This window comes from Mesorhizobium sp. BR1-1-4 (assembly GCF_020165375.1).
Classification (GTDB): Bacteria; Pseudomonadota; Alphaproteobacteria; order Rhizobiales; family Rhizobiaceae; genus Mesorhizobium; species Mesorhizobium australicum.
Window position 1 is genome coordinate 171,800 of sequence record NZ_JAIUIB010000009.1, and the last position, 25,769, is coordinate 197,568.

Consider the following 25,769-nt stretch of genomic DNA (forward strand, 5'->3'; position numbering starts at 1 on the left):
CGACGCCGTCACCCCAGCAGTTCCGATGTTAGTCGACGATGCAGTCGCAATCGGCCATTGAAGCCGGTATCTCGATGCCGAACGCGGCCATCGCCTTGCGCGAGATCGTTGCCATGTGGTCCTTGTAGGCCGGGCGCGACGGCACGATCGTCTTGGGATCCTTGCCCTTGAGGATCTCGGCGGCGATGTTGCCGGCGTTGACGCCGACCTGGGTGTAATTGACCGCGAAGCTCGCCGGCACGGTGCCGTTGCGGACCGCGCTGTCATCGGAGTTGACGACCGGGATACCGGCCTGGCGGGCGGCTGCGGAGACAGCGGCGATCGCCGGCTGGATCAGGTTCGAGGCCGGGCCGTAGATCACGTCGGCCTTGCCGGCGAGCGAAGCGATGCGTTGCTGGATGTCGTTGACGTTGTCGATGCCGACCTCCACCACCTCGAAACCGGCGGCCGGTGCCGCCGCCTTGATCTTTTCGACCAAGGCAACGTCATTGGCCTCACCGGGATTATAAGGCACGCCGAAGCGCTTGGCGTTCGGCAGCAGCTTCTTGGTGAAGGCCATCACCGCGGCGACGTCCTGCAGATCGCTGGCGCCGGTCATGCCTTCGTCTCCGGCGTCCCATGACGGCACCAGCTTGGCCGCCACCGGATCGGTGACCGCGGCAAAAACGATCGGAATGCCGGAACCGGCGAGCGCTTTCTTGGCGATCTGCGAGACCGGCGTGGTGATGGTGTAGATCAGCTTGGGCTGCTCGGCCTGCAGCTTGGCGATCATCTGCGGCACCAGCGACGCATCGAAATTGGTGTGGCTCTCCGTGTAGACGACGTCCTTGCCCTCGACGAAGCCGTTATCCGTCAGCGCCTTCTTGAAGCCGGCTATGGCGGCGTTCAATTGCGGATGCTCGCCGAAATTGGCAATGCCGATACGGATCTGATCGGCCGCGGCACTGCCGGCACTGACCATCAATGCGCCTGCCAGGGCCAAGCCCGACAACCAAGCGGATTTCGACTTCAACATCATTTCCTCCCAGATTTGATCAGGGCCGCTTGGAAACGCGGCTACTACGGCGATCATGGTGAGTCCGCTGGTCTGTGTCAAACATTATATATAATTGTTGCTGTGACGCACTATCATATATACTTTTCGCCAGACGACGGATTGATCACCATGCTGAATGAAACGAGTTCCACAAAAACGGAAGCCGCCTATCAGCTGTTGCGGCGCGACATCCTGACCACGCGCCTCATGCCCGGCGCCCCGCTCAAACTGAGTGCGCTGCGCGGCACCTATGGCGTCGGCTGGACACCGTTGCGCGAAGCCCTGTCGCGGCTCGAGGCCGAACGCCTGGTCACCGCGATCAGCAATCGTGGTTTTGCCGTGGCTCCGGTGTCGCGGGCCGAGCTGGAGGATCTGGCACGCGCCAGGATGGTGATCGAGATACCCCTGTTCCTCGAATCGATGGAAAAAGGCGGCAGGGAGTGGGAGGATGCCGTGGTCACCGCCCACTACCGGCTCTCGCGTTGCAAGACGGCGGTCGACGATCCCTCGGACGCGGCCGTCGACAGATGGGACGAGAACCACGAGGCTTTCCATGCGGCGCTGCTGAGCGCCGCCACATGCGACTGGCTGTTGCGGTTCCGCTCGACGATCTCGGATCAGCTGCGCCGGCATCATCGCTTTCTTGGTCTGGCGCCGACACTGCGGGCCGCGGCCGGCCTCAAGGATGGCTATGAAGAGGCAATCGAAGCGCTACGCGAAGCGATTGCGATCGAACACCATACCGCGATCATGGAAGCGGCGCTCGACCGTGACGTCGAGCGGGCCAAGGCGCTGATGACGGCGCATATCGGCTACACACTGCACGTCTATGTCCACAGCGAAGACAGCGGCGCTACCAGATACGCCGCTCGCGCCGGCAGCTTGAAGGCGGGTTCGGGATAACTTCAGCGCTTCCGCGACGCCTATTCGAACGCGCTGGCCGGAGTGCGCCGAACGCCCCGATCCATGGCCGCCCGAAGCTACCAATCGTTGGCATTTTGGTTTCGTTTCGTTCCGCGAATAATGGCTCCGCGAATTATACGTCCCTCCGAGGAGAAGCCTTCCAACTAACTGATGCCAAAGCCTCGTCGGCGGATGGGCCACAGGCCATTAACCAAAACGATTTCAATGCGCCTGCCGACGGCGGAAAGGACTGGTTGCCGCCCGCCGTCGCGGGCAAAAAACTTCAGACCCCTTAACAAATTCATTAAACTTTAAACGGTTGCAGAACACAACTGGAACAGATAGTGTTTGTTCTGGGTTTGTTTTTTCGATTCTGGTTCAACCTTTCGTTCAATGTCTTGGGGGCCGCCATGCTGACACGCAAGCAACATGAACTGCTGATGTTCATCCACGAACGGCTCAAGGAAAGCGGGATACCGCCTTCCTTCGACGAGATGAAGGAAGCACTCGATCTTGCCTCCAAGTCGGGGATCCATCGCCTGATCACGGCCCTGGAGGAGCGCGGCTTCATTCGCCGGCTACCCAATCGGGCGCGCGCGCTGGAAGTGCTGCGGCTGCCGGACTCGATCGCGCCGGGCCTCAATGCGGCAAAGAAGTTCTCGCCAAGCGTCATCCAAGGCAGCCTTGGCCAAGGCAGTCTCGGACGCCAGATCAGGCCGGCCGCTGCGCCTTCGCGCCTGCCCGCGGCCGGCAACGACGACGACGCGGTTTCAGCCGTGTCCATCCCGGTCATGGGCCGTATCGCCGCCGGTGTGCCGATCGATGCCATCCAGCATCAGACGCATTCGATCTCGGTGCCGCCGGACATGATCATGGGCGGCGAGCACTATGCGTTGGAGGTCAAGGGCGACTCGATGATCGAGGCTGGTATCTTCGATGGAGACACGGTCATTATCCGCAATGCCGACACGGCAAGCCCGGGCGAAATTATCGTGGCACTGGTCGACGAAGAGGAAGCGACACTGAAGCGGTTCCGCCGCAAAGGCGCTTCGATCGCGCTCGAGGCCGCCAATCCAGCCTACGAAACGCGCATTTTCGGGCCGGACAGGGTCAAGGTACAAGGCAAGCTGGTCGGGTTGATCAGGCGCTACTGAACCGGCTTGTCATCGGGCTTGTCGGGTTTTTTGTACGGCGGCAGCCCCCTCGCCTCGCGTGAGAATTTTCGCTGTTCGTGCCAGGGCCGATATGGTCCGTCGACGGCAAATGCGATCGCGGCCCGGGTCGTGGCCGACTGGGGATTGAAGAAGACGGCAGCGCTTCCCTTGCGGGCGAGCTGCCGTTTGGTGACGACGAGAACCAGTGGATTGTGGCAGGCGTCATAGGCGGTTGCGTCATTGACGATGATCAGGTCGGCGAAAGCGCAGGCTTTCCAGGTGGTCTTGCGGTCCTCGACATAGGCAATGATCGCGCCGGAAGGGTGCCTGGCAAGGCACAGGCCTTCGCGGCAGTAGAAGGGCGATCCCGGCGGCAGGTCGGTGGGACTGGCAACATCGAATTGCCTGTCTGTCGTGTCGAACATTTCCGGTTTGACGATTGTTTCGGAGATCAGGGCGCGCTTCCAGTTGTCGGTTGCGAATTCGTTCGGCCGTTCCCGGTTGACGGCCAGTTCGCCATTGCCGATCGGCAGCGCGACCAGCCGCGCATCTTCCGAGATCAGCACATCGGGCGCGCGCGTGTGCGACACAGTCAACAGGCCGGCGAGCGCGAATGGCAGCGCCGCGAGCCGCAGCCATGTCGTCGCCATCGTCGCGATAACCAGCGCGACGGTGACCAGCAGCACGGATTGCTGCGAAATCAGCCCGACTCCATCGACCGGAGAGCGCTCCGATATCCACGCCGACACGGCGATCATTGCTGTCAGGCCCTTGCCCATGAGGTAGAGAGCCGGCCAATCCAATCCGAATGGCATCAACAGCGCGCTGGCGACGGCCAGGAACATCACGACCGATACGATAGGCATCACGGCCAGATTGGCGAACAGGCTGAGCGGCGATACCCGCTGGAAATGCCAGATGGCAAACAGTGCCGTGGCGCTGCCGGCGATAATGGACGTCATGGCCAGTCCACCTGTCGCCAGCAGGAATTTTCGCGTCAGGAACCCGGGCAGCGATCGCTTTGGCGGCGGTGGCCGCGTCTTTCCCGCACGGTGATCGGCCCAGCCGGCATAAGCGCCAACCAGGGCCGCGGTCGCGGCGAACGACATCTGAAAGCTCGGGCCGACGACCTCATGAGGCGAGACCAGGATGACGGCGATCGCCGAGATCCCCAGATTGCGCATGGTCAGCGCAGCGCGATCGAAGAAGACGGCAATCAGCATCACCGCCAGCATGATGAAGCTGCGTTCGGCGGCAACGACGACACCGGAAATGATGAGATAGGCCGCGATCGAGAACAGTGCGGCGGCGGCCGCGTATTTCTTCACCGGCCGGCGCGCGGAAAAGTCTGGAAACAGCGCGAAGGCACCACGCAGCAGACCCATGATGGTGCCGGCCACAAGCGCCATATGCAGTCCCGAAATAGAGATGATGTGATAGATGCCGGTACGCCGCATCGCTTCATTGATTTCATCGGGTATGCCGGCGCGCACGCCGACGATCAGCGCCGCCGCGATCTCGCCTTCAGCGCCGCCGACGCTGCCCCTGATGTGGTCGGCGATGGCTTCGCGGGCATTTTCGATGCCTGAAAAAAGGCGAGCCGATAGCGGCATCTCACCGTCGTCGGCGGAAACAACCGTTGGATTGCCGAGAAAGAAGCCGCTGCCGCCGATGCCGGCGAAATAGCTGTCAAAAGAGAAGTCGTAGCTGTCCGGCCGCACCGGGCCGGTCGGCGGCAACAGTTTGGCGTAGCCTGTGATGAGCGAGCCGGCGGTCATTCCCGGCGGTATCTTGCGTGCGGAAAGCCGGACCCTTTCCGGCGCATAGCGCAGTTTCGGCCGGGCGGTCGAAATCACGTCCATGGTCAGCCGGATGCGGCCGCTCTCCATCTCCTCGATCGAGACCACGCGGCCGGTCAGTTGCGTGGAGATTTCCGAACCCAGCATCCGGGTTCCGGCTCGCCATGTTTCGACCTTCGCCGCGAGCAGGCCCAGCGCGCACAACAGCACTGCCATGAGACACAGATGGGTTTTGGGCCAGGAACGCGAGACGAAGGCACAGACCGCCATCAGCACCACGACCGCGACGGGCTTTGCAAAGTCGGGCTCGGACGCCAGCGAGAAATAGGCGATCGCCCCAACGGCCAGACAGACCGGCACCAGCAGGAACGCGATGCCTCGGTCGAGTTCAAGCTCCGCCGCCCGGGTCACGCCATGGCGCAGGCGAGGCAAGGATACCAGGCCGATTTGCCGGCGCACGCGCACGATCCTGCCCGCGGCAGGAGCCGGCGCCGGCGCCTGCCCACCTGCCTGCAGCGACCTGGTCTCGGGTGCAGCCACGAGCGGAGATGGCAGTGGGATCGTCGCAGGCGCCGCAAACAGGGATCGCTCGCTGACGCCGATAGCGGCATCCTCGCCCCGATCCGAGCCCCGGCCTCGTCCAGTCATCGGGTCTGCCCCTTGCACCCTCGACGTCCTATGCTACATGAACGCGCAACGCGCGAAAGTCCGCACGCTCCGCACCCAGCTTCAGACGTTTTCCGAGAGTTCCATGCCCGACAAGGTCATCACCCGTTTTGCCCCCTCGCCGACCGGCTATCTGCACATCGGCGGCGCGCGCACGGCGCTCTTCAACTGGCTCTATGCAAAGCATACCGGCGGCACGATGCTGCTGCGCATCGAGGACACCGATCGCGAGCGTTCGACCGATGCGGCCACATCGGCCATTCTCGATGGCCTGACCTGGCTTGGCCTTTCGTGGGACGGTGACGCGGTCTCCCAATTCGAGCGCGCGCCGCGCCATCGCGAGGTGGCCGAGGAGCTGGTGCGCCTGGGCAAGGCCTATTACAGCTACGAGACTTCAGCCGAGCTGGAGGCAATGCGCGAGGCTGCACGCGCCAAGGGCCTGCCGCCACGCTATAACGGCCATTGGCGTGACCGCGACCCCTCGGAGGCGCCGTCCGGCGTCAAGGGCGCCATCCGCATCAAGGCACCGACCGAGGGCGAGACGGTGGTGCAGGACCGGGTCCAGGGAGACGTGCGCTTCCCCAACAAGGATCTCGACGACTTCATCATCCTGCGTTCGGACGGCAACCCGACCTACATGCATGCCGTCGTCGTCGACGATCACGACATGGGCGTCACCCACATCATCCGTGGCGACGATCACCTGACCAACGCCGCCCGCCAGACCGTGATCTACAACGCCATGGGCTGGGACGTGCCGTCGATGTCGCATATCCCGCTGATCCACGGCGCCGACGGCGCCAAGCTGTCGAAGCGCCACGGCGCGCTCGGCGTCGAAGCCTATCGCGCCATGGGCTATCTGCCGGAGGCGCTGCTCAATTACCTTGCGCGGCTCGGCTGGAGCCATGGCGACGACGAGATCATGTCGATCGAGGACATGGTCTCGTGGTTCGACATTGGCGACGTCAACAAGGGCGCGGCGCGCTTCGACTTCGCCAAGCTGGAAGCGATCAACGGCGCCCATATGCGACGTATGGCCGACACCGAGCTGTTCGATATCTTCATCGCCACCTTGCCCTATCTGGAGGGCGGTCCGGCGATGGCGGCGCGCCTCGACGACAAGAACAAGGCGCAGCTGCTGGCAGCACTTCCGGGCCTGAAGGAGCGCGCCAAGACGCTGGTCGAGCTTGTCGACGGTGCCGGCTTCCTGTTTGCCGCGCGGCCGCTGCCGATCGACGACAAGGCGGCACTCCTGCTCAATGACGACGCGCGCAAGATCCTGCGTGGCGCTCACGAAGCTTTGAAGTCGCTGTCAGGCGACTGGACGGCGGCCACGGCCGAGGCCGCGATCCGCGACTTTGCGTCGGCTGGCGGCCACAAGCTTGGCGCCGTGGCCCAGCCGTTGCGGGCTGCGTTGACCGGCAAGAGCACGTCACCGGGCGTATTCGACGTGCTTGCCGTTCTGGGGCGTGAGGAAAGCCTGGCGCGCATAGCGGATCAAATCGATTAGGAGCAAACTGGCCCAAGAAGATTGGCATTGAAAGGCGGGTTTCGCAGTGCAACATTAGGCCTTGGCCCAATCTGGCACGCACCTCCTAGAATGCGGTGGCGAGTACGCGCATTGCGGTGATTTCGACGTGTCGCTCTGCGGATTTTGCCTTTGCCGGCATGACGAAACAAGAAGGAGTTTGCAATGACCGAAGCTGCGAAAAAACTGGATGTGGGCGGCCAAGAGGCCACGGCGACGCTGGAATTCGCCGGCAAGACTCACGAATTCAAGGTGCGAAGCGGCTCGGTCGGACCTGACGTCATCGACATCGCCTCGCTCTACAGCACCACCGGCGCCTTCACCTATGACCCGGGCTTCACCTCGACGGCAAGCTGCGAGTCGGAAATCACCTTCATCGATGGCGACGCCGGCATCCTCCTGCATCGGGGCTATCCGATCGACCAGTTGGCCGAACATGGCGACTTCCTCGAAGTCTGCTACCTCCTGCTCTACGGCGAATTGCCGACCAAGGCGCAGAAGGACGATTTTGACTACCGCGTAACGCGCCACACAATGGTGCACGAGCAGATGTCGCGCTTTTTCACCGGCTTCCGCCGCGACGCGCACCCGATGGCGGTGATGTGCGGCGTGGTTGGCGCGCTGTCGGCCTTCTATCATGACTCGACCGACATCTCCGACCCGTACCAGCGCATGGTTGCCTCCATGCGCCTGATCGCCAAAATGCCGACGATCGCGGCCATGGCCTACAAGTACCACATCGGCCAGCCCTTTATTTACCCGAAGAACGATCTCGGTTTCGCGGCAAACTTCCTGCACATGTGCTTTGCCGTGCCGTGCGAGGAGTACAAGATCAACCCGGTGCTGGCGCGCGCCATGGAGCGTATCTTCATCCTGCATGCCGATCATGAGCAGAACGCTTCGACCTCGACCGTTCGCCTCGCCGGCTCCTCGGGCGCCAACCCGTTCGCCTGCATCGCCGCCGGGATTGCTTGCCTGTGGGGCCCGGCCCATGGCGGCGCCAACGAAGCGGCGCTCAACATGCTGGGCGAGATCGGGCATGTCGATCACATCCCGGAATTCATCGCCCGCGCCAAGGACAAGAACGATCCGTTCCGCCTGATGGGCTTTGGCCACCGCGTCTACAAGAACTACGATCCGCGTGCCAAGATCATGCAGAAGACGGCGCATGAGGTTCTGGGCGAACTCGGCATCAAGGACGATCCGCTGCTCGACATCGCGATGGAACTGGAAAAGATCGCGCTGACCGATCCCTATTTCATCGAGAAGAAACTCTACCCGAACGTCGACTTCTATTCCGGCATCACGCTGAAGGCGCTGGGCTTCCCCACCACCATGTTCACCGTGCTGTTCGCGGTTGCCCGCACGGTCGGCTGGATCGCCCAGTGGAAGGAAATGATCGAGGATCCACGCCAGAAGATCGGCCGTCCGCGCCAGCTCTATACCGGTGCGCCAGAGCGCGACTACGTGCCGATCGCCAAGCGCTGAGACGAGTGAGTAGTGACTAGTGACTAGTGACTAGTGACTAGTGACTAGTGACTAGTGACTAGTGAGTAGTCAGGTTAGAGAGTTTTCTAACTCACTACTCACTATTCGCCACTCACTACTGCCTACTCACTCTCTTGATACACCCCATGACCACCTGCGCCGCGATCTCACCGGACGGTTTGTCCGTTGCCATGCGCCGTGAAATCTCGGCGAACCCGTCTTTCTGCCAGGCGCGCATGCCACTGTCGGCCAACAGCGCTTCCAGCTGGCGTGCCAGATTGTTCGGCCTGACGTATTCGTCGTAGAACTCCGGGATCAGCGCGCGATCCGAGATCAGGTTGGGCAGCAGCGCCGACCAGACCGAAACGAGATATCGCGCCACGGCGCGTGCGACAGGATCGAGCCGGTAGCAAGAGATCATCGGCACGCCCGACAGTGCCAGTTCCAGGGAGACGGTGCCGGACGCGATCAACGCCGCGTCGGCCTTGCCGAAGGCCTGCCATTTGCGCTCCGGTTCCAGGATAATCTCGGGTTTTTCATCCCAGCGCGTGACCGCGGATCGTACGGTGTCCGCGACATGCGGCACCGTCGGCAACATCAGCCGAAGCCGATGCCCGCGTGCCCGCAGCATCGACACGGTCTCACCGAACGGCTCGAGCAGCCGCCGCACCTCGCCGCGCCGCGAGCCGGGCAGGACAAGCAGCGTCTTCACGCGGTCTGGTGAAAGATCACGCGGCTGGGCCTGCGCCCTGGCGGCCGACAGCACGCCGGGATCATGCGTCAGGCGATGGCCGACATAGGTGCCGGGCGGGCCACCCAGCCTATCGAGCTCCTTCACCTCGAACGGCAGGATGCACAGGATGTGATCGACATACGGCTTCATCGCCACCGCCCTGCCCGGCCGCCATGCCCAGACGCTCGGGCAGACATAGTGGACGATCGGGATCGTCGGGTTGGCTGCGCGCACCTTTTTGGCGACGCGCAGCGAAAAATCGGGGCTGTCGATGGTGACGAGGCAGTCCGGCTTGGCATCCGCAACCAGCCCCGCCAGCTGACCGATCCGCCGCATCAGGCGCGGCAGGTCACGCAGGACGGCGCTGAACCCCATTAGCGCGACCTCGCTGGCGTCGAACGGCGAAACCAGCCCAAGCGCCTGCAGGTGGCGGCCACCGAGGCCGACGAGCTGCACATCGCGCCCTGTTATTTGGCGCAGCGACTGGACAATGTCGGCGCCAAGCAGGTCGCCTGACTCCTCGCCCGCGACGATCGCGATCTTCAGCGCCCTGTCAGCCATGACCTGACTCCGTTGCGGCCAGGCCGACAATGAACAGCCCAAGGTCATTGGCACGCGAGAGGGTTGCGGGAGCTTCGAGGATTAGGGAGCGTCCCGCCTCGACGGCAATGCCGGCAAGCCCGGCCGCATGCGCTGCTTCTACCGTCTGGGGCCCTATGGAAGGAAGATCCGCGCGCAGCTCCTGGCCAGGCTTGGCGCATTTGACCAGCACACCGCGCGTCTTGCCGGCGATACGGCCGTGGCCGCGCAGCAGCCTGGCGCGGTCCAGCAATCCGGCCGTGCCCTCGATGCCTTCAAGCGCGATGGTCCGGCCGCCGACCGCGATCGCCGCCTGGCCGATATCCAGCGCCCCGATGGCTTTTGCCGCGGCAAAACCTGCCTCGATGTCGCGCCAGTCCGACTTCCGGGGCGTGGCCCTGGTCAACACCCCTTCGGCGGCGACAAGGTTCGGCACGATCTCGTGGGCGCCCACGACCTTTATCCCCCGGGCCTCGAGCCCGCGCGCCACCACCTTGAGCAGTCCATCGTCGCCGCGCGCCAACGCCATGACGACGACGGGTATCACAGCGAGCAGGCTGAGGCTTGGGCGCATCTGTGTCAGCCTTGGCCTGCGCTTAATCTCGCCGGCAAGCACCAGATGCGTAATCCGGTTACGCTTGAGCAGCGGAATGAGCGATCCTATCGCCTCCAGGGCAAGGGTCTCATGCTCGTAACGGCACAATTCAGCCAGGCGGTCGGCCTCACCGTCCATGAGCACGACGAAGGGCGGATGACCCTGTCCGGCCAAACCGGCCGCGACTTCGACCGGAAGGCTGCCGCCGCCGGCGATGATGCCGACCCTGGCACCAGGCGGGAGATCAAGACCAGCCGCGGCTGTCTCAGCCCTCGTCATCGGCATCGTCGCCATCGCCGCCCTTGAGCGATGGCACCGCATAGTGCCGCTTGCCGCGACTGGTGATGAAGTCGATGATCTTCATCGCTGTCGGCGACGAGGCGAACTCCACCTTGGCGAACTCGATGTTCTCGCCGACGGTGCGGGAGCGGTCGAAGATCGTCTTGTAGGCCTTGCGCAGCAGATGGATTTCGGAACGCGGCAGACCGGCGCGCTTGAGCCCGATAATGTTCAAGCCGCGCAGGCTGGCGCGGTTACCGACCGCGATGGCATAGGGAATGACATCACCGACAAAAGCCGAGCACCCGCCAAGAAAGGCGTTGTCACCCACGCGCACGAATTGATGGACGGCGCTGAGGCCGCCAATATAGACGTTGTTGCCGATCTCGCAGTGGCCGCCCAATGTCGCCCCATTGGCGAAGGTGGCGTTGTTGCCGACGGCACAGTCATGGGCGATATGGGCGTAGGCGAGAAAATTGCCATTGTCGCCGACCGTGGTTTCGCCACGGCTGGTGTCGGTGCCGACATGCATGGTCACGCCTTCGCGGATGGTGCAGTTGGCGCCGATGACCAGCGTCGTGCGGCCGCCCTTGTGCTTGGTGTTTTGCGGCGGTGCGCCCAGTGTCGCCATCGGATAGACCTTGGTCGACGCCCCGATAGTGGTCGCGCCCATCACCGAGACATGGCTGACCAGTTCGACCCCGTCGCCGATCACGGCATCGGCGCTGACATGGCAGAACGGCCCTATGCGCACACCCTGGCCGATCTGGGCGCCTTCTTCCACGACGGAGGAAGGATGGATTGACGTCTTGATTTTCATAGGCACTCGATCGTCAGTCGCCGGTGACCATCATGGCTGAAATCTCGGCCTCGGCCGCCTTGGTACCTTCGACCAGGGCTTCACAGGCGAATTTGAGCAGGTTGCCGCGCTTCTTGATTTTCTTGACATGGATCTTCAACTGGTCGCCGGGGACGACCGGTTTACGGAATTTGGCGTTGTCGATGGTCAGAAAATAGACCAGCGACGGCTTCGATGCCCCGAGGCTGCGGATGCAGATGGCTCCGGCCGTCTGGGCCATGGCCTCGACGATCAGCACGCCAGGCATCACCGGCTGCTCCGGGAAATGCCCCTGAAAATGCGGCTCGTTTATGGTCACGTTCTTGATGCCGATGGCGGAGTCGTCGCCGTCGATGTCCACGATGCGGTCGATCATCAGGAAGGGATAGCGGTGCGGCAGGAGCTTCATCAGCCCCAATATGTCGACCGCTTCCAGCGTTGTCGCCGCCACCATGTCAGCCATTGTCCTTGCCCTGCTTGCGTGCCCTGGCCATCGTGCGCAACATGGCTATCTCTCGCATGGCTTCCGCCATCGGCTGCGCCGGATAGCCACCCCAGATCTCGCCGGCGGGAACATTGCTCATAAATCCACTTCTGGCTGCAAGCTTGGCACCTGTACCAATCGTCAGATGATCCGCAAGCCCGACACCGCCGCCCATGGTGACATTGTCACCCACCACCACGGAACCGGAAATACCCGACAGCCCGGCCACTATACAATTGCGGCCGATGCGGACGTTATGGGCGATCTGAACGAGATTGTCGATCTTGGTGCCTTGCCCGATGATCGTATCGGACATGGCGCCACGATCGACGGTGGAATTGGAGCCGATCTCGACATCGTCCTGGATGACGACGCGTCCGATCTGTGGAACACGCTCCGGCCCCTTGGCGCCGCCGACAAAACCAAAGCCGTCCTGGCCGATCCTGGCGCCACCATGGATGATGACCCGATTGCCGATCAGAGCGTACTGGATACTGGCGCCCGGCCCGACATAACCGTCACGGCCAATCTGGCAGGACTGTCCGATGACGGCGTTGGGCGCAATGACTGTGCCGCTGCCGATCGAGACACCAGGCCCGATGACCGCGCCGGCCTCGATGATAGCCCCGGCTTCGACATGCGCCGTCGGATCGACATGGGCATGCGGCGAAACACCGGTTTCACTCGTCATTGGCCCCGGCGTGGCGGCTGTCGGGAACAGCAGGCGCCCAACCAGCGCGAAAGCCTGCTGCGGCCGTGGATGAGTCAAGACAGCGACGCTGGAAGGCGCCTTGTTTGCGAATTCGGCCGTGCACAGGACCGCCGCCGCCCGCAGCGACGGCATCAGCGCGGAATTACGCCTGCCGTCGACGAAGACAAGCGCATTGGCGCCGCCTTCATTGGCCGGCGCCAGCGCTTCGATCAAAACGTCGGATTGGCCGGAATCGACAAGCACCGAGCCGGTCAGATTCGCGACTTCGGCCGCCGTATACCGGCGTGATGGCGCGAAGAACACCGGATCGGTCATTCCAGAAGCTATATCCAGCTAGGTCGGAACATTTCTCCCGGATCCAAAACCCGGGAGCATCGTTGGCCGCCGATCAGAAGCGGGTCGATATGCCGAAGTTGAATTCCTGCACGTCGTCGCTCGCTTCCTTCCTGACCGGGATTGCATAGTCGATACGGATCGGACCAAACGGAGAGGCCCACATCAGCCCGACGCCGACCGATGCACGAAGCTTCATCTCGAGAGAAGCCTGATCGACACTCGTATCGATCTTACTGCCGTAGAGAGTTGCGGCGTCTGCGAATACAGCACCGCGCAAGCCGAAACTTTCAGGAACGACCGGCAACGGGAACTGAGCCTCTGCAGAAGCGTTGAAATAAGTCGTACCGCCGAGATGGTCACCGGTATTCGGATCTACGGGGCCAATACCACCATAAGCAAAGCCCCGGATCATGCGATCCGTGCTTTGGAACTGATCGAAGATGCGCAGAGTACCGTCGCCACCGTAAGCCTCAACGTGACCAGCACCGGCAGAGATCAGACCGACAAGATCAAGCTGCTCCGAAAGCGTCTGATAAACACTGCCACGTCCTGTGAACTTCACGAACTTGGCATCGCCGCCGACCCCGGCAAATTCAACCGAGGTGTTAGCATAGATGCCTTCATGTGGGTTCTTCATATCGTCGATGGTGTTGTAGACCAGCCCCAGGCTGATCGACGACTTGATCCATGGACTTTGCGCGATACCATCCAAGATAGCCGGTGAAATCGTGCAATTAGGTCCATCCGGATCTCCAACGGTGGTAGCACCGCAATCGTCGTCGACCTTATACTTCTCTTGCGAGATGTTGTACGCCAACTGGGTGGTGATGCTGTTGGTGATCGGCAGTCCGAAGCGGATCGTCGCGCCGGTCGTGTCGCTGTCGTAATTGTTTTTGTACTGCCGCGTCGACTTGAAAATGTCGAAGCCGGCGGCGATGCGCCGCCCGAGGAAATAGGGCTCGGTGAAGGATAGGCTGTAGTCGCGCGAGTTCTTGCCGCCACCAGCCGACACCTTGATGAACTGGCCACGGCCGAGGAAGTTGCGCTCTGTGATCGATCCTTCGACGGACGGTCCAGCCGAATCGCCGCCGGTCGAATAGCCGGCGCCAACCGAGAATTCACCCGTCGACTTCTCGACCACGTCGACCACCAGCACGACTTGATCAGGGGCCGAGCCAGGCACGGTCGAAATGTCGACTTTGTCAAAATAATTCAGGTCTTCCAGGCGCTTCTTCGCGCGCTGGATGAGCACCTGGTTGAACGCATCGCCTTCGCTGACATCGAATTCGCGACGGATGACATAGTCACGCGTGCGGTCGTTGCCGCGGATCTCGATGCGCTCGACATAGGCCTTGGTGCCCTGGTCGACGGTGTAGACCACCGAGATCGTGTGGTTCTCGAAGTTGCGGTCGCCGCGCGGTGTCACCTGGGCGAAAGCATAGCCGGAACCAGCCACCTTCTCCGTCAGCGCAATGATGGAGTCTTCGACGTTCTTGGCATTGTAGACATCGCCCTTGCGGGTTTCGACCACTGATTCCAGCGACTTGGAGTCGACTTCCGGAATCGTGCTTTCGACGCTGATATCGCCAAAATTGTAGCGCTCGCCTTCCTGGACGGTGATGGTGACCGTGTATTTGTTGGTCGCATTGTCGAGCTCGCCGACGGCGGACACAACCTGGAAGTCGGCATAACCGTGATTGTAATAGAAGCGGCGCAGCAGCTCCTGGTCGGCGCGCAGCTTGTCTTCGTCGTAGACGTCGTCGCGCAGGATGAACGAGACCCAGGACGAGCGCTTGGTGTTGATCACATCAGACAGGCGGCGGCTGGAATAGGCGCTGTTGCCGACGAAATTGATTGCCGCGATCTGCGTGCGATCGCCTTCGGTGATGTGGAAGACCACGTTCACGCGGTTGTCGCCAAGCTCCATGATCTGCGCGGTCACGCCGGCATCGTCACGGCCGATGCGCCTGTAGGCGGCCTTGACCGCCTCGACATCCGAATCCAGCGTAGCCTGAGAGAACGTGCCGCGCGGCTTCAGCTGAACCGCCGCCTGAAGCGCGTTGTCCTTGAGCTTCTTGTTGCCCTGGAACAGCACCTGGTTGACGACCTTGTATTCCGAAACCTTGACCACCAGGGTCGAGCCGACCTGGTTGATCTGGACATCCGAGAACAGGCCGGTGCCGAACAGCGCCTTGACCGCGCTATCGACATCGGAGCTGGAGAAGGCCTTGCCGGGCTTGATGGTGATGTAGTTGCGGATGGTATCGGCGTCGACACGCTGGTTGCCGCTCACCTCCACCCGGCTTACGACCGCGGCTTCGGCCGCCGATGTGGCAACGAACTGCACTGCGAGCGCACCTGGTACGACCAGAGCGGCGGACAGTGCCGCCGCTGACGCGGCGTTTAGAAACTTGGATGCTGCCTTCATCGGGCTTAATAACCTTTTCTCGTAGTCCCCACGGCGAGAAAACCGGACGTGCGGTCATTTCCCCTACCGTATTAACCGGATTTTCCCTACACGCAAGGCTTCTGGTTAATTTGTATTTACTTAACCCTGGTGCGTGGCTTTCGCGTCACTCATATCCCCGTGCATGGTAAACGGCGTCTCAACATCCGCCATGCTCAGGCCAAATTCCTTCATGATTTCAGCACCCAAAGAGATCGTTCCAGAACACGAACCCCATGAAGCACAGCACCAGAAGCAGACCGGCCCGATAGGCCATTTCCATCATCCGTTCCGACACCGGCCGGCGGATGACGGCCTCCACCCCGTAGAACAACAGATGGCCGCCGTCGAGGGGGGGAATCGGCAAAAGGTTTAGAATGCCTATCCCCACGGACAGCAGCGCGACGAGCTGCACCAGCCATTCGAAACCGAGTTTGGCCGCCTTGCCGGCCATGTCGGCGATCTTGACCGGGCCACCCAACTGGCACTTGTCCTCGCGCCCGACGGCGAAGCGCTGCAGGAACTGTCCTGTGCGCTCGATGACGTGGCCGGTTTCCGCAACGGCCGCCGCAACGGCTCCGACCGGGGTGTAGGTGATGAGGCGGGGCTGGCCGAGTTCCTTGTTGTTGACGACGCCGATCACGGCGACCTTGACCTTGTTGCCGAGCGCGTCCTCCTGCTCCATCAGCTGCGGCGACGCGGTCACCGTGACCTCCTTGCCGCCGCGCAGCATGACGAAGGTGATGGTGTCGCCGGCGCGGCCCGAGACCAGCCGCTGCACGTCGCCGAAGGTTTCGACCTTGCTGCCGTCAACGCTGACGAATCGGTCGCCTGGCAAGATGCCGGCCTTGGCCGCGGGACTGTCTGTTGTAACCTCCGCCACCATGGGCTCCGCGACATAACGCCCATAGGCGGCAAACAGCACGGAAAAGACGACGATCGTCAGCAGGAAGTTGAACAGCGGCCCGGCCACCACCGTTGCCGCGCGCTTCCAGATCGCCTGGGTGTGGAAGGCAACCTTGCGTTCCTCGTCGGTCAGCGTTTCGAGTTCTTCCGATGTCGGCTGGCTGGAGGTGGCGTTCATGTCGCCGACAAACTTGACATAGCCGCCAAGCGGTATGGCGCAAAGCTTCCAGCGCGTACCATGCCTGTCGTTGAAGCCGATGAGCTCCGGACCGAAGCCGATTGAGAAGGCCCTGACCCCGATGCCGCACCAGCGGCCGACGAGATAGTGGCCCATCTCGTGAACGAACACCACGACGGTCAGAACGAAGAGAAACGGCACGAGCGTGCCGAGAAAGAGGCCTTCCGTGCTGAAAATCGCGTGAAGAATCTCGTTCAATTCAGGCCCTCAAGTTCTTCCGCGTCGCTGCGTGACTGTGACATCAATACAGGCGAATCCAAGGCGCCCGCGCCAGATCGTGGAATGACACCGTTCAAATGGGAAACAGCCCCTGTGCCGGATGCTCGGCGCCCGCCGCGATCCAGCCGATGACGTATAGGGCAAGAGCGGCCGCGACAAGCCCGTCGACACGGTCCATTACGCCGCCATGCCCAGGGATGAGCACGCCAGAATCCTTGCGGCCGTGCCGCCGCTTGACCCAGGATTCGAAGAGGTCGCCGGCCTGGGCGACGATCGACAGCACCAGCGCCACAACACCCAGCAACGCCAGGTTGCCGGCGCCGGCGAAGGCGGCAAGCAGAAGCCCTGCCACGACACCACCGACCGCCCCGCCGAGGGCGCCGCTGCGGGTCTTGCCGGGCGAGATCGAAGGCGCCAGTTTGGGCCCGCCGACGGCACGCCCGACAAAATAGGCAAAAATGTCGGTTGCCCAGACGACCGCGAACAGGAACAGGATGGCGACGAGGCCCGAATGGTCGCCGTCCCGCAGCAGGGCAAGCGACAGGCCCGACATGCAGGCATAGGCAAGGCCGCTGGCGTCCCACTGGCCGATCTTGCGAACTCCGGCGGTGATCGCAGCTGTCGCAACCAGAATCACGACGAGCGGCAGCAGCCACCGTGCGGGCAGGCCGGCAATCAAGGCGCCGACGAAAAGGACCATCAGCGCTTCCGGCAGAAAACCAAGCCCGTCGGCGGCGGCGGGCCGCGACATGCGTGTCCACTCGTAGAAGATCATTGCCGCCATGATGGCGCACAGCAGCCGGAACGGCAGGCTACCGAGCCAGGTCAGGCCGAGGGCGACAATGGCCAGCACGACGGCCGAGATGACGCGCAGCTGAAGGTTGCTCATCCCGCGGCCGGCCGCGAAGCGACGTCCTGCGGCCCCAGTCCGCCGAAGCGGCGCTCGCGGCCGGCATATTCGCGCAAGGCCTCGGCGAAATGCTCGCGGTTGAAATCCGGCCAGTAGCACGGCAGGAAGACGAGTTCGCTGTAGGCGGCCTGCCACAAGAGGAAGTTGGACAGGCGCAGTTCGCCGCTGGTGCGGATGACCAGCTCCGGATCGGGAATGCCTTGCGTGTCGAGAGAGCCGGCAAAGCTTTCAGCCGATATAGCCTCGCTGTCCATTTCGCCGCGGGCCACGGCCGCCGCAAGCTTGCGCGCCGTGCGGACGATCTCGTCGCGCCCGCCGTAATTGAAGGCGATCACCAGCGTCAGCGAGGTGTTGTGGATCGTCAGCGATTCGGCCTCGTCGAGCAGCCCTCTGATGTCCGCCTGCAGCCCTGTGCGGTCGCCGATGATCCTGACCCGTACGCCGCTCTGGTGCAGCTCGGCAAGGTCGCGACGGATGAACAGCTTCAACAGACCCATAAGGTCGCTGACCTCGGACTTCGGCCGCGACCAGTTCTCCGACGAGAAAGCGTAGACGGTCAGGAAGGAGATGCCGAGACCCGGGGCGGCGCGCACCGCCTTGCGCAGGGCCTCGACGCCGGCGCGATGACCGGCGAGCCTCGGCATACCGCGCGCCTTGGCCCAGCGTCCATTTCCATCCATGATGATCGCGACATGCGCGGGCGTTGTCATGATCTCGCTTTCGGGTCAGCCAAGGGCCAACCCTAAACCTGCATGATTTCAGCTTCCTTGTCGGAAAGCAGATGATCGATGGTGCTGATGGTTTCGTCGGTAAGTTTCTGGACCTGGTCGGAACGCTTGCGCTGATCGTCCTCGCTGATGTCGCCGTCCTTCTCCGCCTTCTTCAGGAAATCCATGCCGTCGCGGCGCACATGGCGCGCGGCGACACGGGCGTTCTCTGCGTAGCCGTGCGAGATCTTGACCAGTTCCTTGCGGCGCTGTTCGTTGAGCTCCGGCAGCGGAATCCTCAGATTGGTGCCATCGACGATCGGGTTGAAGCCCAGATTGGATTCCCGGATCGCGCGGTCGACCGCGCCGACCATCGATTTGTCCCAGACCGAGACCGAGATCATGCGCGGCTCCGGCACCGAAACGTTGGCCACCTGGTTGATCGGCATGGTGGTGCCATAGGCCTGCACCTGGATCGCATCGAGCAGGTTGCTGGAGGCGCGACCGGTCCGCAGCGAAGCCAGGTCATGCTTGAACGCGGCGATGGCCCCATCCATGCGCCGCTTCAGATCGTCGTACTCACCACTCATCTTAGTCTCCTCGACCCGTCTGCCGCGGGTTCACTGCTTCGGGGCAAGGGCCCCGTGTTCGAGCCTGATTTTCGAAAGCCGGTTTCCCCTTCCAGGGATCGGCCCCGATCATTCGTCCGCGACGACCGTGCAGCGGCCGCCGCCCCTTAGAATATCGCCGAAACCACCCTTTTCGTGGATCGAATAGACGATTATCGGAATGTTGTTTTCGCGCGCAAGTGCAATCGCAGCGGTATCCATGATGGAAAGGCCGCGATTTATGACTTCGGCGTGGCTGATGCGCTCGAAACGTGTCGCATTCGGGTCCTTTTTCGGGTCGGCCGAATAGACGCCGTCAACCTGTGTACCCTTGAACAGCGCGTCGGCGCCGATTTCGGCCGCGCGAAGTGCCGCCGCCGAATCAGTGGTGAAGAACGGATTGCCGGTGCCGCCGGCGAAGATCACCACCTTGCCCTGGTTCATGTAGGCGGTCGCCTGGCGCTGCGAAAAACTCTCGCAAAGCTCGGGCATGGCAATTGCGGACAGCACGACGGCATCGACACCGATCTTGTTCAGCGACGTGCGCAACGCCAGCGAATTGATGACCGTGGCAAGCATGCCCATGTGATCGCCGGTAACGCGGTCGCCTCCCTTGGAGGCGACCGCCACGCCGCGAAAGATATTGCCGCCGCCGATAACGACACCCACCTCGATGCCCAGCGCACGGGCCTCGGCAATGTCGCCGGCGATGCGGTCGACGACCGAGACGTCGATGCCGAAATGTTGTTCGCCCATCAACGCTTCGCCCGAAGCTTTCAGCAGAACACGTCGGTAGCGGGGCTTGACCGTCATCTGGTTCCTCGAAATTCCGGCGTGGCAAGCTCTGAAGGCGAAAACGCCCCCTGCTTCGCCCGGCGGTGCTGTCATGACGGGTTGACCGGATACACGAAGGGCGCGGCGATGTCACGCCGCGCCCTTGTGCAAAATTCCAGGCTTTCTGGATCAGTTGCTGCTGATGGCAACCGCCTCGCCTTCGACCACGACCGGCAATGCGTAGCCTGACGGCTTGTCGCCGGTCACGACACCGCCCGCGACACGGACCTGGATCTCGGGACCGAAATAAGAATGCGGGAACGGTGCCGGCGTGCCGCTCACCTTGTCCAGGCGCTGGCGAAGCGCGGGCGGTATGGAGAAATCGAGCGCCGCAAGATTATCCTGCAGCTGCGAAAGCCGCGTTGCTCCGAGAATGACGGTGGCAACTCCTGGCTGAGTCGCCACCCAGTTCAGCGCGACCTGAGCCATGCCGCGGCCGAGTTCGGCGGCGACTTTCTCCAGCTCCGCCACCACAGCCCAGTTGTGCTCGCTGAATTTCTGGAAGCCTGGGTGGGTGGTGTTGCGGAAGCCGTCGAGCCGGCCGGCATTGCCCGCCTGCGCCGGGCGGTATTTGCCACTTAGCAGTCCGCTTGCCAGCGGGCTCCAGACCATGATGCCGGCGCCATGGCGTGTCCCGAACGGCACGAATTCATGCTCGATGGCACGCTCCGCCAGGGAGTATTCAAGCTGCAACGCCGAGATCGGCTCATAGCCGCGCAGTTCGGCGATCGCCTGCGCCCGCCCGGCATACCAGGCCGGCACGTCGGACAGGCCGATGTGACGTATCTTGCCTGCCCGAACCAGATCGTCGAGCGTACGCAGCACTTCTTCGGCCGGCGTCAGCCTGTCCCAGATATGCATGAGATAGAGATCGATATAGTCGGTACCCAGCCGCTTCAGCGATGCGTCGACGGCACGCATGATGTTCTTGCGGCCATTGCCGCCGGCGTTCGGATTGCCGGGGTTCGAGTTCATGGTGAATTTGGTGGCGATCACCGCCTTGTCGCGCAAGCCCCGCTCGGCCACGAATTCACCGAGCCAGGTCTCGGCCGTGCCGCCGGTGTAAAGGTCGGCGGTGTCGAAGAAATTGCCTCCGGCCTCGACATAGGCGTCGAACATCGCGCGCGCCGTATCCCGGTCCGCGCCCCAGCCCCATTCCGTCCCGAAAGTCATCGTGCCCAGTGCCAGCCGGCTGACGCGCAGGCCGCTGTTGCCGAGTGTGTAGTAGCTCATCGTCATTGTCTTTTCCGATCTCGGTCGGGTTGATACGGGCGTCATTGGCCAGGTGTCGCCTTGACCCAGGGATTGCCGCGCTCATGCGTCATGCGGAAGGTGAAGCCATCGACCTTCCAGCCAGCCGCGGAGCGCGTGAGGTGATGCTCATACGTGCCCCAGACCTCCCAGAGCGGGTCGCCATTACCCTCCATCCGGTTCCAGGCGTAGCCGTTCGACAGAACGGTCGCCGTGTCCGCTTCAAGGACGACCTGGTGATTGGTGCGCAGATGCAGGCTGGTCTTGCTGCCTTTGAGATTGCCGGCCCAGGCGCCGATCAGATCGTCGGAGGCGATGTTGGCCGCGGGCTGCCCGGACAGGCTGCTGAAGTCGGCGGTGACCCTATCCGCGAAATAGCTGCGCGCGCGTTTCCAGTCCTGCGCGTCGACCGCGCGGTCGATGGCGTCGACGATGCGGATGATGGCGCGGTCATCGGCAAGCGCCTGCCAGCCCATCGGCTCGGCCCCGCCGGCGTCGAGCGGCGCCAAGGCAAGCCCTGCGGCGAAGGTAGCGTGTTTCAAGGCGTTCATGTCTCTTCTCCTCGATACCATCAGCCCGATCGCCGATGTGTTGGCGACAATGTGAACCTCTGCCTCGGCGTCGATAAGATTGCATTGTCCGCAAAGACTATGCGATACTGTTCATGAATGGACCGGGATCTGCTCAGCCATCTGCCTGTCATCATTGCGGTCGCCCGGCGCGGCGGTTTTGCCCTTGCCGCGGCCGAACTGGGCATGAGCCCTTCGGCGGTCAGCCATGCAGTGCGCCTCGTCGAGGAGCGGATCGGTCAGCCGCTGTTTGCGCGCACCACGCGCAGCGTTTCGCTCACCGAGGCCGGCAAGGCGCTGGTGGAAACGGCGGCCCCTGCCCTCCAGGATATCGCCGAGCGGATGGATCGTATTCGCAGCGTCAAGGGCAGGCCGTCCGGGCTGCTCAGGATCAACGCCTCCAACATTGCAATGCCGTTGGCGGTGACGCCGGTCGTGGCGGCGATGGCCGAGCGATATCCCGACATCACGGTCGAGATTTTTGCCGATCAAGGGTTGGTCGATATCGTCGGCGAAGGTTTTGACGCCGGCATCCGGCTCGGCGAGATGATCGCCCAGGACATGGTGGCCATCCGACTGACGCAGCCCTTCAAAGCCGTTATCGTCGCCTCGCCCGCCTATATCGGGCGACATGGCCGTCCGCGCAGCGTGGCCGATCTCGCGAACCACAATTGCATCGGATACCGTCTCGTTCGCTCCGGTGCTCTCTATCGCTGGGATTTGACCTGGGACGGCAAGGACGTGGTCATGGAAACCAGCGGTACGGCCATCGTGACGGATTCGCTTGCGGCAATCGACCTGGCTCTCGCCGGAGTGGGCCTTGCCTATATGTTCGAGCCGCTGGCGCGCGCCGATCTCGCGGCCGGTCGCCTGGTGCAGGTTCTGCCGCAATCAGCGATCGAGGAACCCGGCCTTTTCCTCTACTTTCCGCGTCGCGCGGCGATGGCGCCCAAACTCAGGGCCTTTATCGACACCGCGAACGAAATCGGCCGGGCATCCCAGCGGATGTCCGGCCGAAAAAACACAGGCGAAATGGACCGGTAAGAAGTTACTTCTTGACCGCCGCCGCGACTTCCGCGGCGAAATCCGTCTCTTCCTTCTCGATGCCCTCGCCAAGGGCGAAGCGCAAATAGGCCGTGATCTTGGCCGGCGCGCCGATTTCCTTTTCGGCATCCTGCAGCGCCTTCTCGACGGTGATGTCGGGATTGAGCACGAAGGCCTGCTTCAGGAGCACGACTTCCTCATAGAACTTGCGCAGGCGACCCTCGACCATCTTCTCGATGATGGCTTCCGGCTTGCCGGACTGGCGCGCCTGATCGGAGAAGATTGCCTTCTCGCGCTCGACCGCGGCCGGATCGATCTGCTCGGCGGTCAGCGCCATCGGGTTGGTGGCGGCGACATGCATGGCGACCTGGCGGCCAAAGGCATTGGCGGCATGCTCGTTGCCCGTGGTCTCGATCGCGACCAGCACACCGAGCTTGCCGAGACCATCGGCAACAGCGTTGTGGACATAGGTCGCAACCGCGCCATGCGGAACGGTGAGCTTGGCCGAGCGGCGGAAGCCCATGTTCTCGCCGATAGTGCCGACCGCGTCCTTGATGGTGTCGGTGACCGACTTGTCGGAGCCCGGATATTTGGCGGCGGCGACCGCTTCGGTCGTGCCATAGGCAAGCGCCACCTTGGCGACGTTGGCGACGATTTCCTGGAAGGCGGCATTGCGGGCGACGAAGTCGGTCTCGGAATTCACCTCGACCACGGCAGCTTCACGCACACCGTTGTCGACGCCGATCAGACCTTCGGCTGCCGTACGGCCGGCCTTCTTGTCGGCCTTGGAGATACCCTTCTTGCGCAGCCAGTCAACGGCCTCTTCCAAGTTGCCGTTGGTCTCGTTCAACGCCGCCTTGCAGTCCATCATGCCCGCGCCGGTCAAGTCGCGGAGTTCTTTGACCTGTGCAGCCGAAATGCTCATTGTCGCCTCTTTGTTTAAATGCACCGACGCACCATCGGTATTCGATGGTGCGTCTGTTTAGCGTGCCAAAATATGAGAAAGATGAAGGCCGCAACCGGCCTTCGATTGTCAAGCCTCGGGGGCTTCCGACGCCGGAGCCGGATCGAGCGCCGGTTCGATCGGAGCTTCGACCGAAGCGCCGATATCCATGCCGAGCGCGCCCTGCTGACGGGCGATGCCGTCGATGGCGGCCTTGGCGATCAGATCGCAATAAAGCTGGATGGCGCGGGCCGCGTCGTCATTGCCGGGGATCGGGAAATCGATCTTGTCCGGATCGCAGTTCGAATCGATGATGGCGACGACCGGGATGCCCAGGCGCTTGGCCTCGAGGATGGCAATCGCCTCCTTGTTGGTGTCGATCACGAACATCAGGTCGGGCGTCGAGCCCATGTCCTTGATACCGCCGAGCGCCTTGTCGAGCTTCTCGCGCTCGCGATCGAGGTTCAGGCGTTCCTTCTTGGTCAACCCTTGCGCTTCGCCGGCCAGCATCTCGTCGAGCTTGCGCAGGCGCTGGATCGAGTTCGAGATCGTCTTCCAGTTGGTCAGCATGCCGCCGAGCCAACGCGAGTTGACGTAGTACTGGGCCGAACGCTGTGCCGCATCGGCAACGATGTCCGACGCCTGGCGCTTGGTGCCGACGAACAGCACGCGGCCGCCCTTGGCGACGGTGTCGGAAACCTGCTTCAGCGCCTGGTGCAGCAAAGGCACCGTCTGCGAGAGGTCGATGATGTGGATGTTGTTGCGGGCGCCGTAGATGTAGGACGCCATCTTCGGGTTCCAGCGGTGGGTCTGGTGGCCGAAGTGAATGCCAGCTTCCAAAAGCTGGCGCATGCTGAAATCAGGCAGTGCCATTCTAAGTTCCTTTCCGGTTAGCCTCCACGGACACAGGCATTTTTGGACCGAGGTCCTCGAACGCCACCGGAGGTCTCAGCCGGATTTCTCCCGGGCAGACACCAAAGTCCGTGTGTGGAATGAGCGCGCATATAGAGGGGAAGTCCGACAAACGCAAGCGGGGCGGCGCTTTAACGCCTAGCGTGCGGCAATCAGCGCTCCGGTGCCGATCATGGCGCTGCCGGCGAACCTGTTCATCAGCCGCATGCGCCAGGGTGTCCTGAACCAGCCCGAAGCCCGGCCCGCGAGCGCGGCATAGACCCCCATCGTCACGATATTGGCGCTGATGACGGTAGCCACCACCAGCAGGCCATCGAAAAAGGTCATCGTGTCGAGGTCGAGAATCAGCGGCATGATCGAGGCATGGAACAGGATCGCCTTCGGGTTTCCGAGCGCTATGAACGCGCCGAGCAGGAAGGATCGGGACAATTTCGCCTGCCCCGTCCGCGGCTCATTCGATTGCGCGACCGAGGCCCGCCACATCCTGACGCCGAGAAAGATCAGATAGGCGGCGCCGGCATATTTCAACAGGAGGAAGATCCATTCGAAGGTCTGAGCCAGGGCCACCAACCCCAGCAGCGCCAGAGTGACGAGCACGGCATCGCCGGCGGCGACCCCAAGGCCTGCCATGAAGGCCCGCAGGAACCCACGCGACACGCCGTTGGTGATGACCGCGAACATTGCCGGCCCCGGCGTGGCGGCGGCGAGCGTCACAGCGGCGCAATATGCCAGGAATGCCGTTGGTGTCATCGCTTGGACTTTCCGTTGGGCACCCGCACGCGCCGGAAGATGGCGACGATCTGCTCGCGGCTGCACTCGATGGCGCCCAGCCGCACCGCACGGTCGCGCTCGAAGCCGGTTATGTCATAGTGCGGAGCGGATGTCTTAGGCGGGCCCTGGTAGGACGAGCGCTTGATGCCGAGTTCCGCCGCAAAGCGATGCAATTCGTCGGTGTCGTCGGCTAGGAGATGGCACCAGAGATGGCCGGCCCATTTCCAGATCGCCGCATCTACATAGACTGCCATCAAGCCCGCCACGGCCAGCTCAATTGC

General features: G+C 62.7%; 24 protein-coding genes. 5 read left to right on the plus strand and 19 right to left on the minus strand.

The features are described 5' to 3' along the window. Positions 1-28 precede the first annotated feature (28 nt). Positions 29-1,015, minus strand: a complete 987-nt coding sequence (locus LB571_RS20700) for an ABC transporter substrate-binding protein (protein ID WP_224597576.1) — start codon at positions 1,013-1,015, stop codon at positions 29-31. A 150-nt stretch (positions 1,016-1,165) separates the two neighbouring features. Between LB571_RS20700 and LB571_RS20705 the strand changes: the two genes are divergently transcribed. Next, entirely contained in the window at positions 1,166-1,939 is a 774-nt protein-coding gene (locus LB571_RS20705; RefSeq protein ID WP_224527701.1) for a GntR family transcriptional regulator, read from the plus strand. Positions 1,940-2,349: 410 nt separating this feature from the next. Beyond that, the gene (gene lexA, locus LB571_RS20710; RefSeq protein ID WP_015317797.1) at positions 2,350-3,093 is read left to right on the plus strand and encodes a transcriptional repressor LexA; all 744 of its coding nucleotides are present in this window, start codon (positions 2,350-2,352) and stop codon (positions 3,091-3,093) included. Here the strand turns inward: lexA and LB571_RS20715 are convergent. Continuing rightward, positions 3,087-5,540 carry a ComEC/Rec2 family competence protein gene (locus LB571_RS20715; protein WP_224597579.1) on the minus strand — a complete coding sequence of 818 codons (2,454 nt, stop codon included), beginning with the start codon at positions 5,538-5,540 and terminating at the stop codon, positions 3,087-3,089. The two genes, lexA and LB571_RS20715, sit on opposite strands and share 7 nt — an antisense overlap. Positions 5,541-5,643: 103 nt before the next feature. On the opposite strand from LB571_RS20715, the gene gltX reads away from it, so the two are divergent. Together gltX and gltA are read left to right on the plus strand one after the other, a co-directional pair. Then, positions 5,644-7,068 (plus strand): glutamate--tRNA ligase, encoded by a 1,425-nt coding sequence (gltX, locus tag LB571_RS20720; RefSeq protein ID WP_015317795.1) that lies wholly within the window; start codon positions 5,644-5,646, stop codon positions 7,066-7,068. A 183-nt stretch (positions 7,069-7,251) separates the two neighbouring features. Beyond that, the gene (gltA, locus tag LB571_RS20725; protein ID WP_015317794.1) at positions 7,252-8,574 is read left to right on the plus strand and encodes a citrate synthase; all 1,323 of its coding nucleotides are present in this window, start codon (positions 7,252-7,254) and stop codon (positions 8,572-8,574) included. A gap of 115 nt (positions 8,575-8,689) precedes the next feature. Here the strand turns inward: gltA and lpxB are convergent, their stop codons facing one another. The 13 genes from lpxB to LB571_RS20790 all read right to left on the minus strand — a co-directional run bounded on the left by lpxB (position 8,690) and on the right by LB571_RS20790 (position 21,800). Continuing rightward, positions 8,690-9,868: a lipid-A-disaccharide synthase gene (gene lpxB / locus LB571_RS20730; protein WP_224597598.1), complete on the minus strand. Its 1,179-nt coding sequence runs from the start codon at positions 9,866-9,868 to the stop codon at positions 8,690-8,692. Next, entirely contained in the window at positions 9,861-10,760 is a 900-nt protein-coding gene (locus tag LB571_RS20735) for an LpxI family protein (protein WP_411961423.1), read from the minus strand. The genes lpxB and LB571_RS20735 overlap by 8 nt, the downstream gene beginning before the upstream one ends. Continuing rightward, the gene (gene lpxA / locus LB571_RS20740; RefSeq protein ID WP_140664109.1) at positions 10,747-11,580 is read right to left on the minus strand and encodes an acyl-ACP--UDP-N-acetylglucosamine O-acyltransferase; all 834 of its coding nucleotides are present in this window, start codon (positions 11,578-11,580) and stop codon (positions 10,747-10,749) included. Before lpxA ends, LB571_RS20735 begins: the two co-directional genes overlap by 14 nt. 13 nt (positions 11,581-11,593) lie before the next feature. Continuing rightward, entirely contained in the window at positions 11,594-12,061 is a 468-nt protein-coding gene (gene fabZ / locus LB571_RS20745) for a 3-hydroxyacyl-ACP dehydratase FabZ (RefSeq protein WP_015317790.1), read from the minus strand. Next, the gene (gene lpxD, locus LB571_RS20750; RefSeq protein WP_015317789.1) at positions 12,054-13,109 is read right to left on the minus strand and encodes a UDP-3-O-(3-hydroxymyristoyl)glucosamine N-acyltransferase; all 1,056 of its coding nucleotides are present in this window, start codon (positions 13,107-13,109) and stop codon (positions 12,054-12,056) included. The genes fabZ and lpxD overlap by 8 nt, the downstream gene beginning before the upstream one ends. 73 nt (positions 13,110-13,182) lie before the next feature. Beyond that, complete coding sequence (gene bamA / locus LB571_RS20755) at positions 13,183-15,558, minus strand: outer membrane protein assembly factor BamA (protein WP_224597604.1); 2,376 nt, start codon at positions 15,556-15,558, stop codon at positions 13,183-13,185. Between the two features lie 217 nt (positions 15,559-15,775). Further along, a complete protein-coding gene (rseP, locus tag LB571_RS20760; protein ID WP_140664114.1) occupies positions 15,776-16,918 on the minus strand; it encodes an RIP metalloprotease RseP in 1,143 nt (380 codons plus the stop codon). Between the two features lie 94 nt (positions 16,919-17,012). Further along, positions 17,013-17,828: a phosphatidate cytidylyltransferase gene (locus tag LB571_RS20765; protein WP_140664117.1), complete on the minus strand. Its 816-nt coding sequence runs from the start codon at positions 17,826-17,828 to the stop codon at positions 17,013-17,015. After that, positions 17,825-18,559: an isoprenyl transferase gene (locus tag LB571_RS20770; RefSeq protein WP_140664120.1), complete on the minus strand. Its 735-nt coding sequence runs from the start codon at positions 18,557-18,559 to the stop codon at positions 17,825-17,827. The genes LB571_RS20765 and LB571_RS20770 overlap by 4 nt, the downstream gene beginning before the upstream one ends. A gap of 32 nt (positions 18,560-18,591) precedes the next feature. Continuing rightward, entirely contained in the window at positions 18,592-19,146 is a 555-nt protein-coding gene (gene frr / locus LB571_RS20775; RefSeq protein ID WP_015317784.1) for a ribosome recycling factor, read from the minus strand. Positions 19,147-19,254: 108 nt separating this feature from the next. After that, positions 19,255-19,977: a UMP kinase gene (pyrH, locus tag LB571_RS20780; protein WP_015317783.1), complete on the minus strand. Its 723-nt coding sequence runs from the start codon at positions 19,975-19,977 to the stop codon at positions 19,255-19,257. A gap of 150 nt (positions 19,978-20,127) precedes the next feature. Then, complete coding sequence (locus LB571_RS20785; protein WP_015317782.1) at positions 20,128-21,237, minus strand: aldo/keto reductase; 1,110 nt, start codon at positions 21,235-21,237, stop codon at positions 20,128-20,130. Between the two features lie 35 nt (positions 21,238-21,272). Continuing rightward, positions 21,273-21,800 carry a nuclear transport factor 2 family protein gene (locus LB571_RS20790; RefSeq protein WP_140824583.1) on the minus strand — a complete coding sequence of 176 codons (528 nt, stop codon included), beginning with the start codon at positions 21,798-21,800 and terminating at the stop codon, positions 21,273-21,275. Between the two features lie 117 nt (positions 21,801-21,917). Between LB571_RS20790 and LB571_RS20795 the strand changes: the two genes are divergently transcribed. Further along, positions 21,918-22,862 carry a LysR family transcriptional regulator gene (locus LB571_RS20795; RefSeq protein ID WP_140664123.1) on the plus strand — a complete coding sequence of 315 codons (945 nt, stop codon included), beginning with the start codon at positions 21,918-21,920 and terminating at the stop codon, positions 22,860-22,862. Positions 22,863-22,866: 4 nt separating this feature from the next. Here the strand turns inward: LB571_RS20795 and tsf are convergent, their stop codons facing one another. From tsf to LB571_RS20815, 4 genes are all read right to left on the minus strand, one after another. Next, positions 22,867-23,787, minus strand: a complete 921-nt coding sequence (gene tsf, locus LB571_RS20800) for a translation elongation factor Ts (RefSeq protein WP_015317779.1) — start codon at positions 23,785-23,787, stop codon at positions 22,867-22,869. A gap of 108 nt (positions 23,788-23,895) precedes the next feature. Further along, complete coding sequence (rpsB, locus tag LB571_RS20805; RefSeq protein WP_140824584.1) at positions 23,896-24,678, minus strand: 30S ribosomal protein S2; 783 nt, start codon at positions 24,676-24,678, stop codon at positions 23,896-23,898. A gap of 177 nt (positions 24,679-24,855) precedes the next feature. Next, complete coding sequence (locus LB571_RS20810) at positions 24,856-25,467, minus strand: LysE family translocator (RefSeq protein ID WP_140824585.1); 612 nt, start codon at positions 25,465-25,467, stop codon at positions 24,856-24,858. Continuing rightward, positions 25,464-25,742 (minus strand): DUF4031 domain-containing protein, encoded by a 279-nt coding sequence (locus LB571_RS20815; RefSeq protein WP_140616396.1) that lies wholly within the window; start codon positions 25,740-25,742, stop codon positions 25,464-25,466. The genes LB571_RS20810 and LB571_RS20815 overlap by 4 nt, the downstream gene beginning before the upstream one ends. Positions 25,743-25,769: the final 27 nt, after the last annotated feature.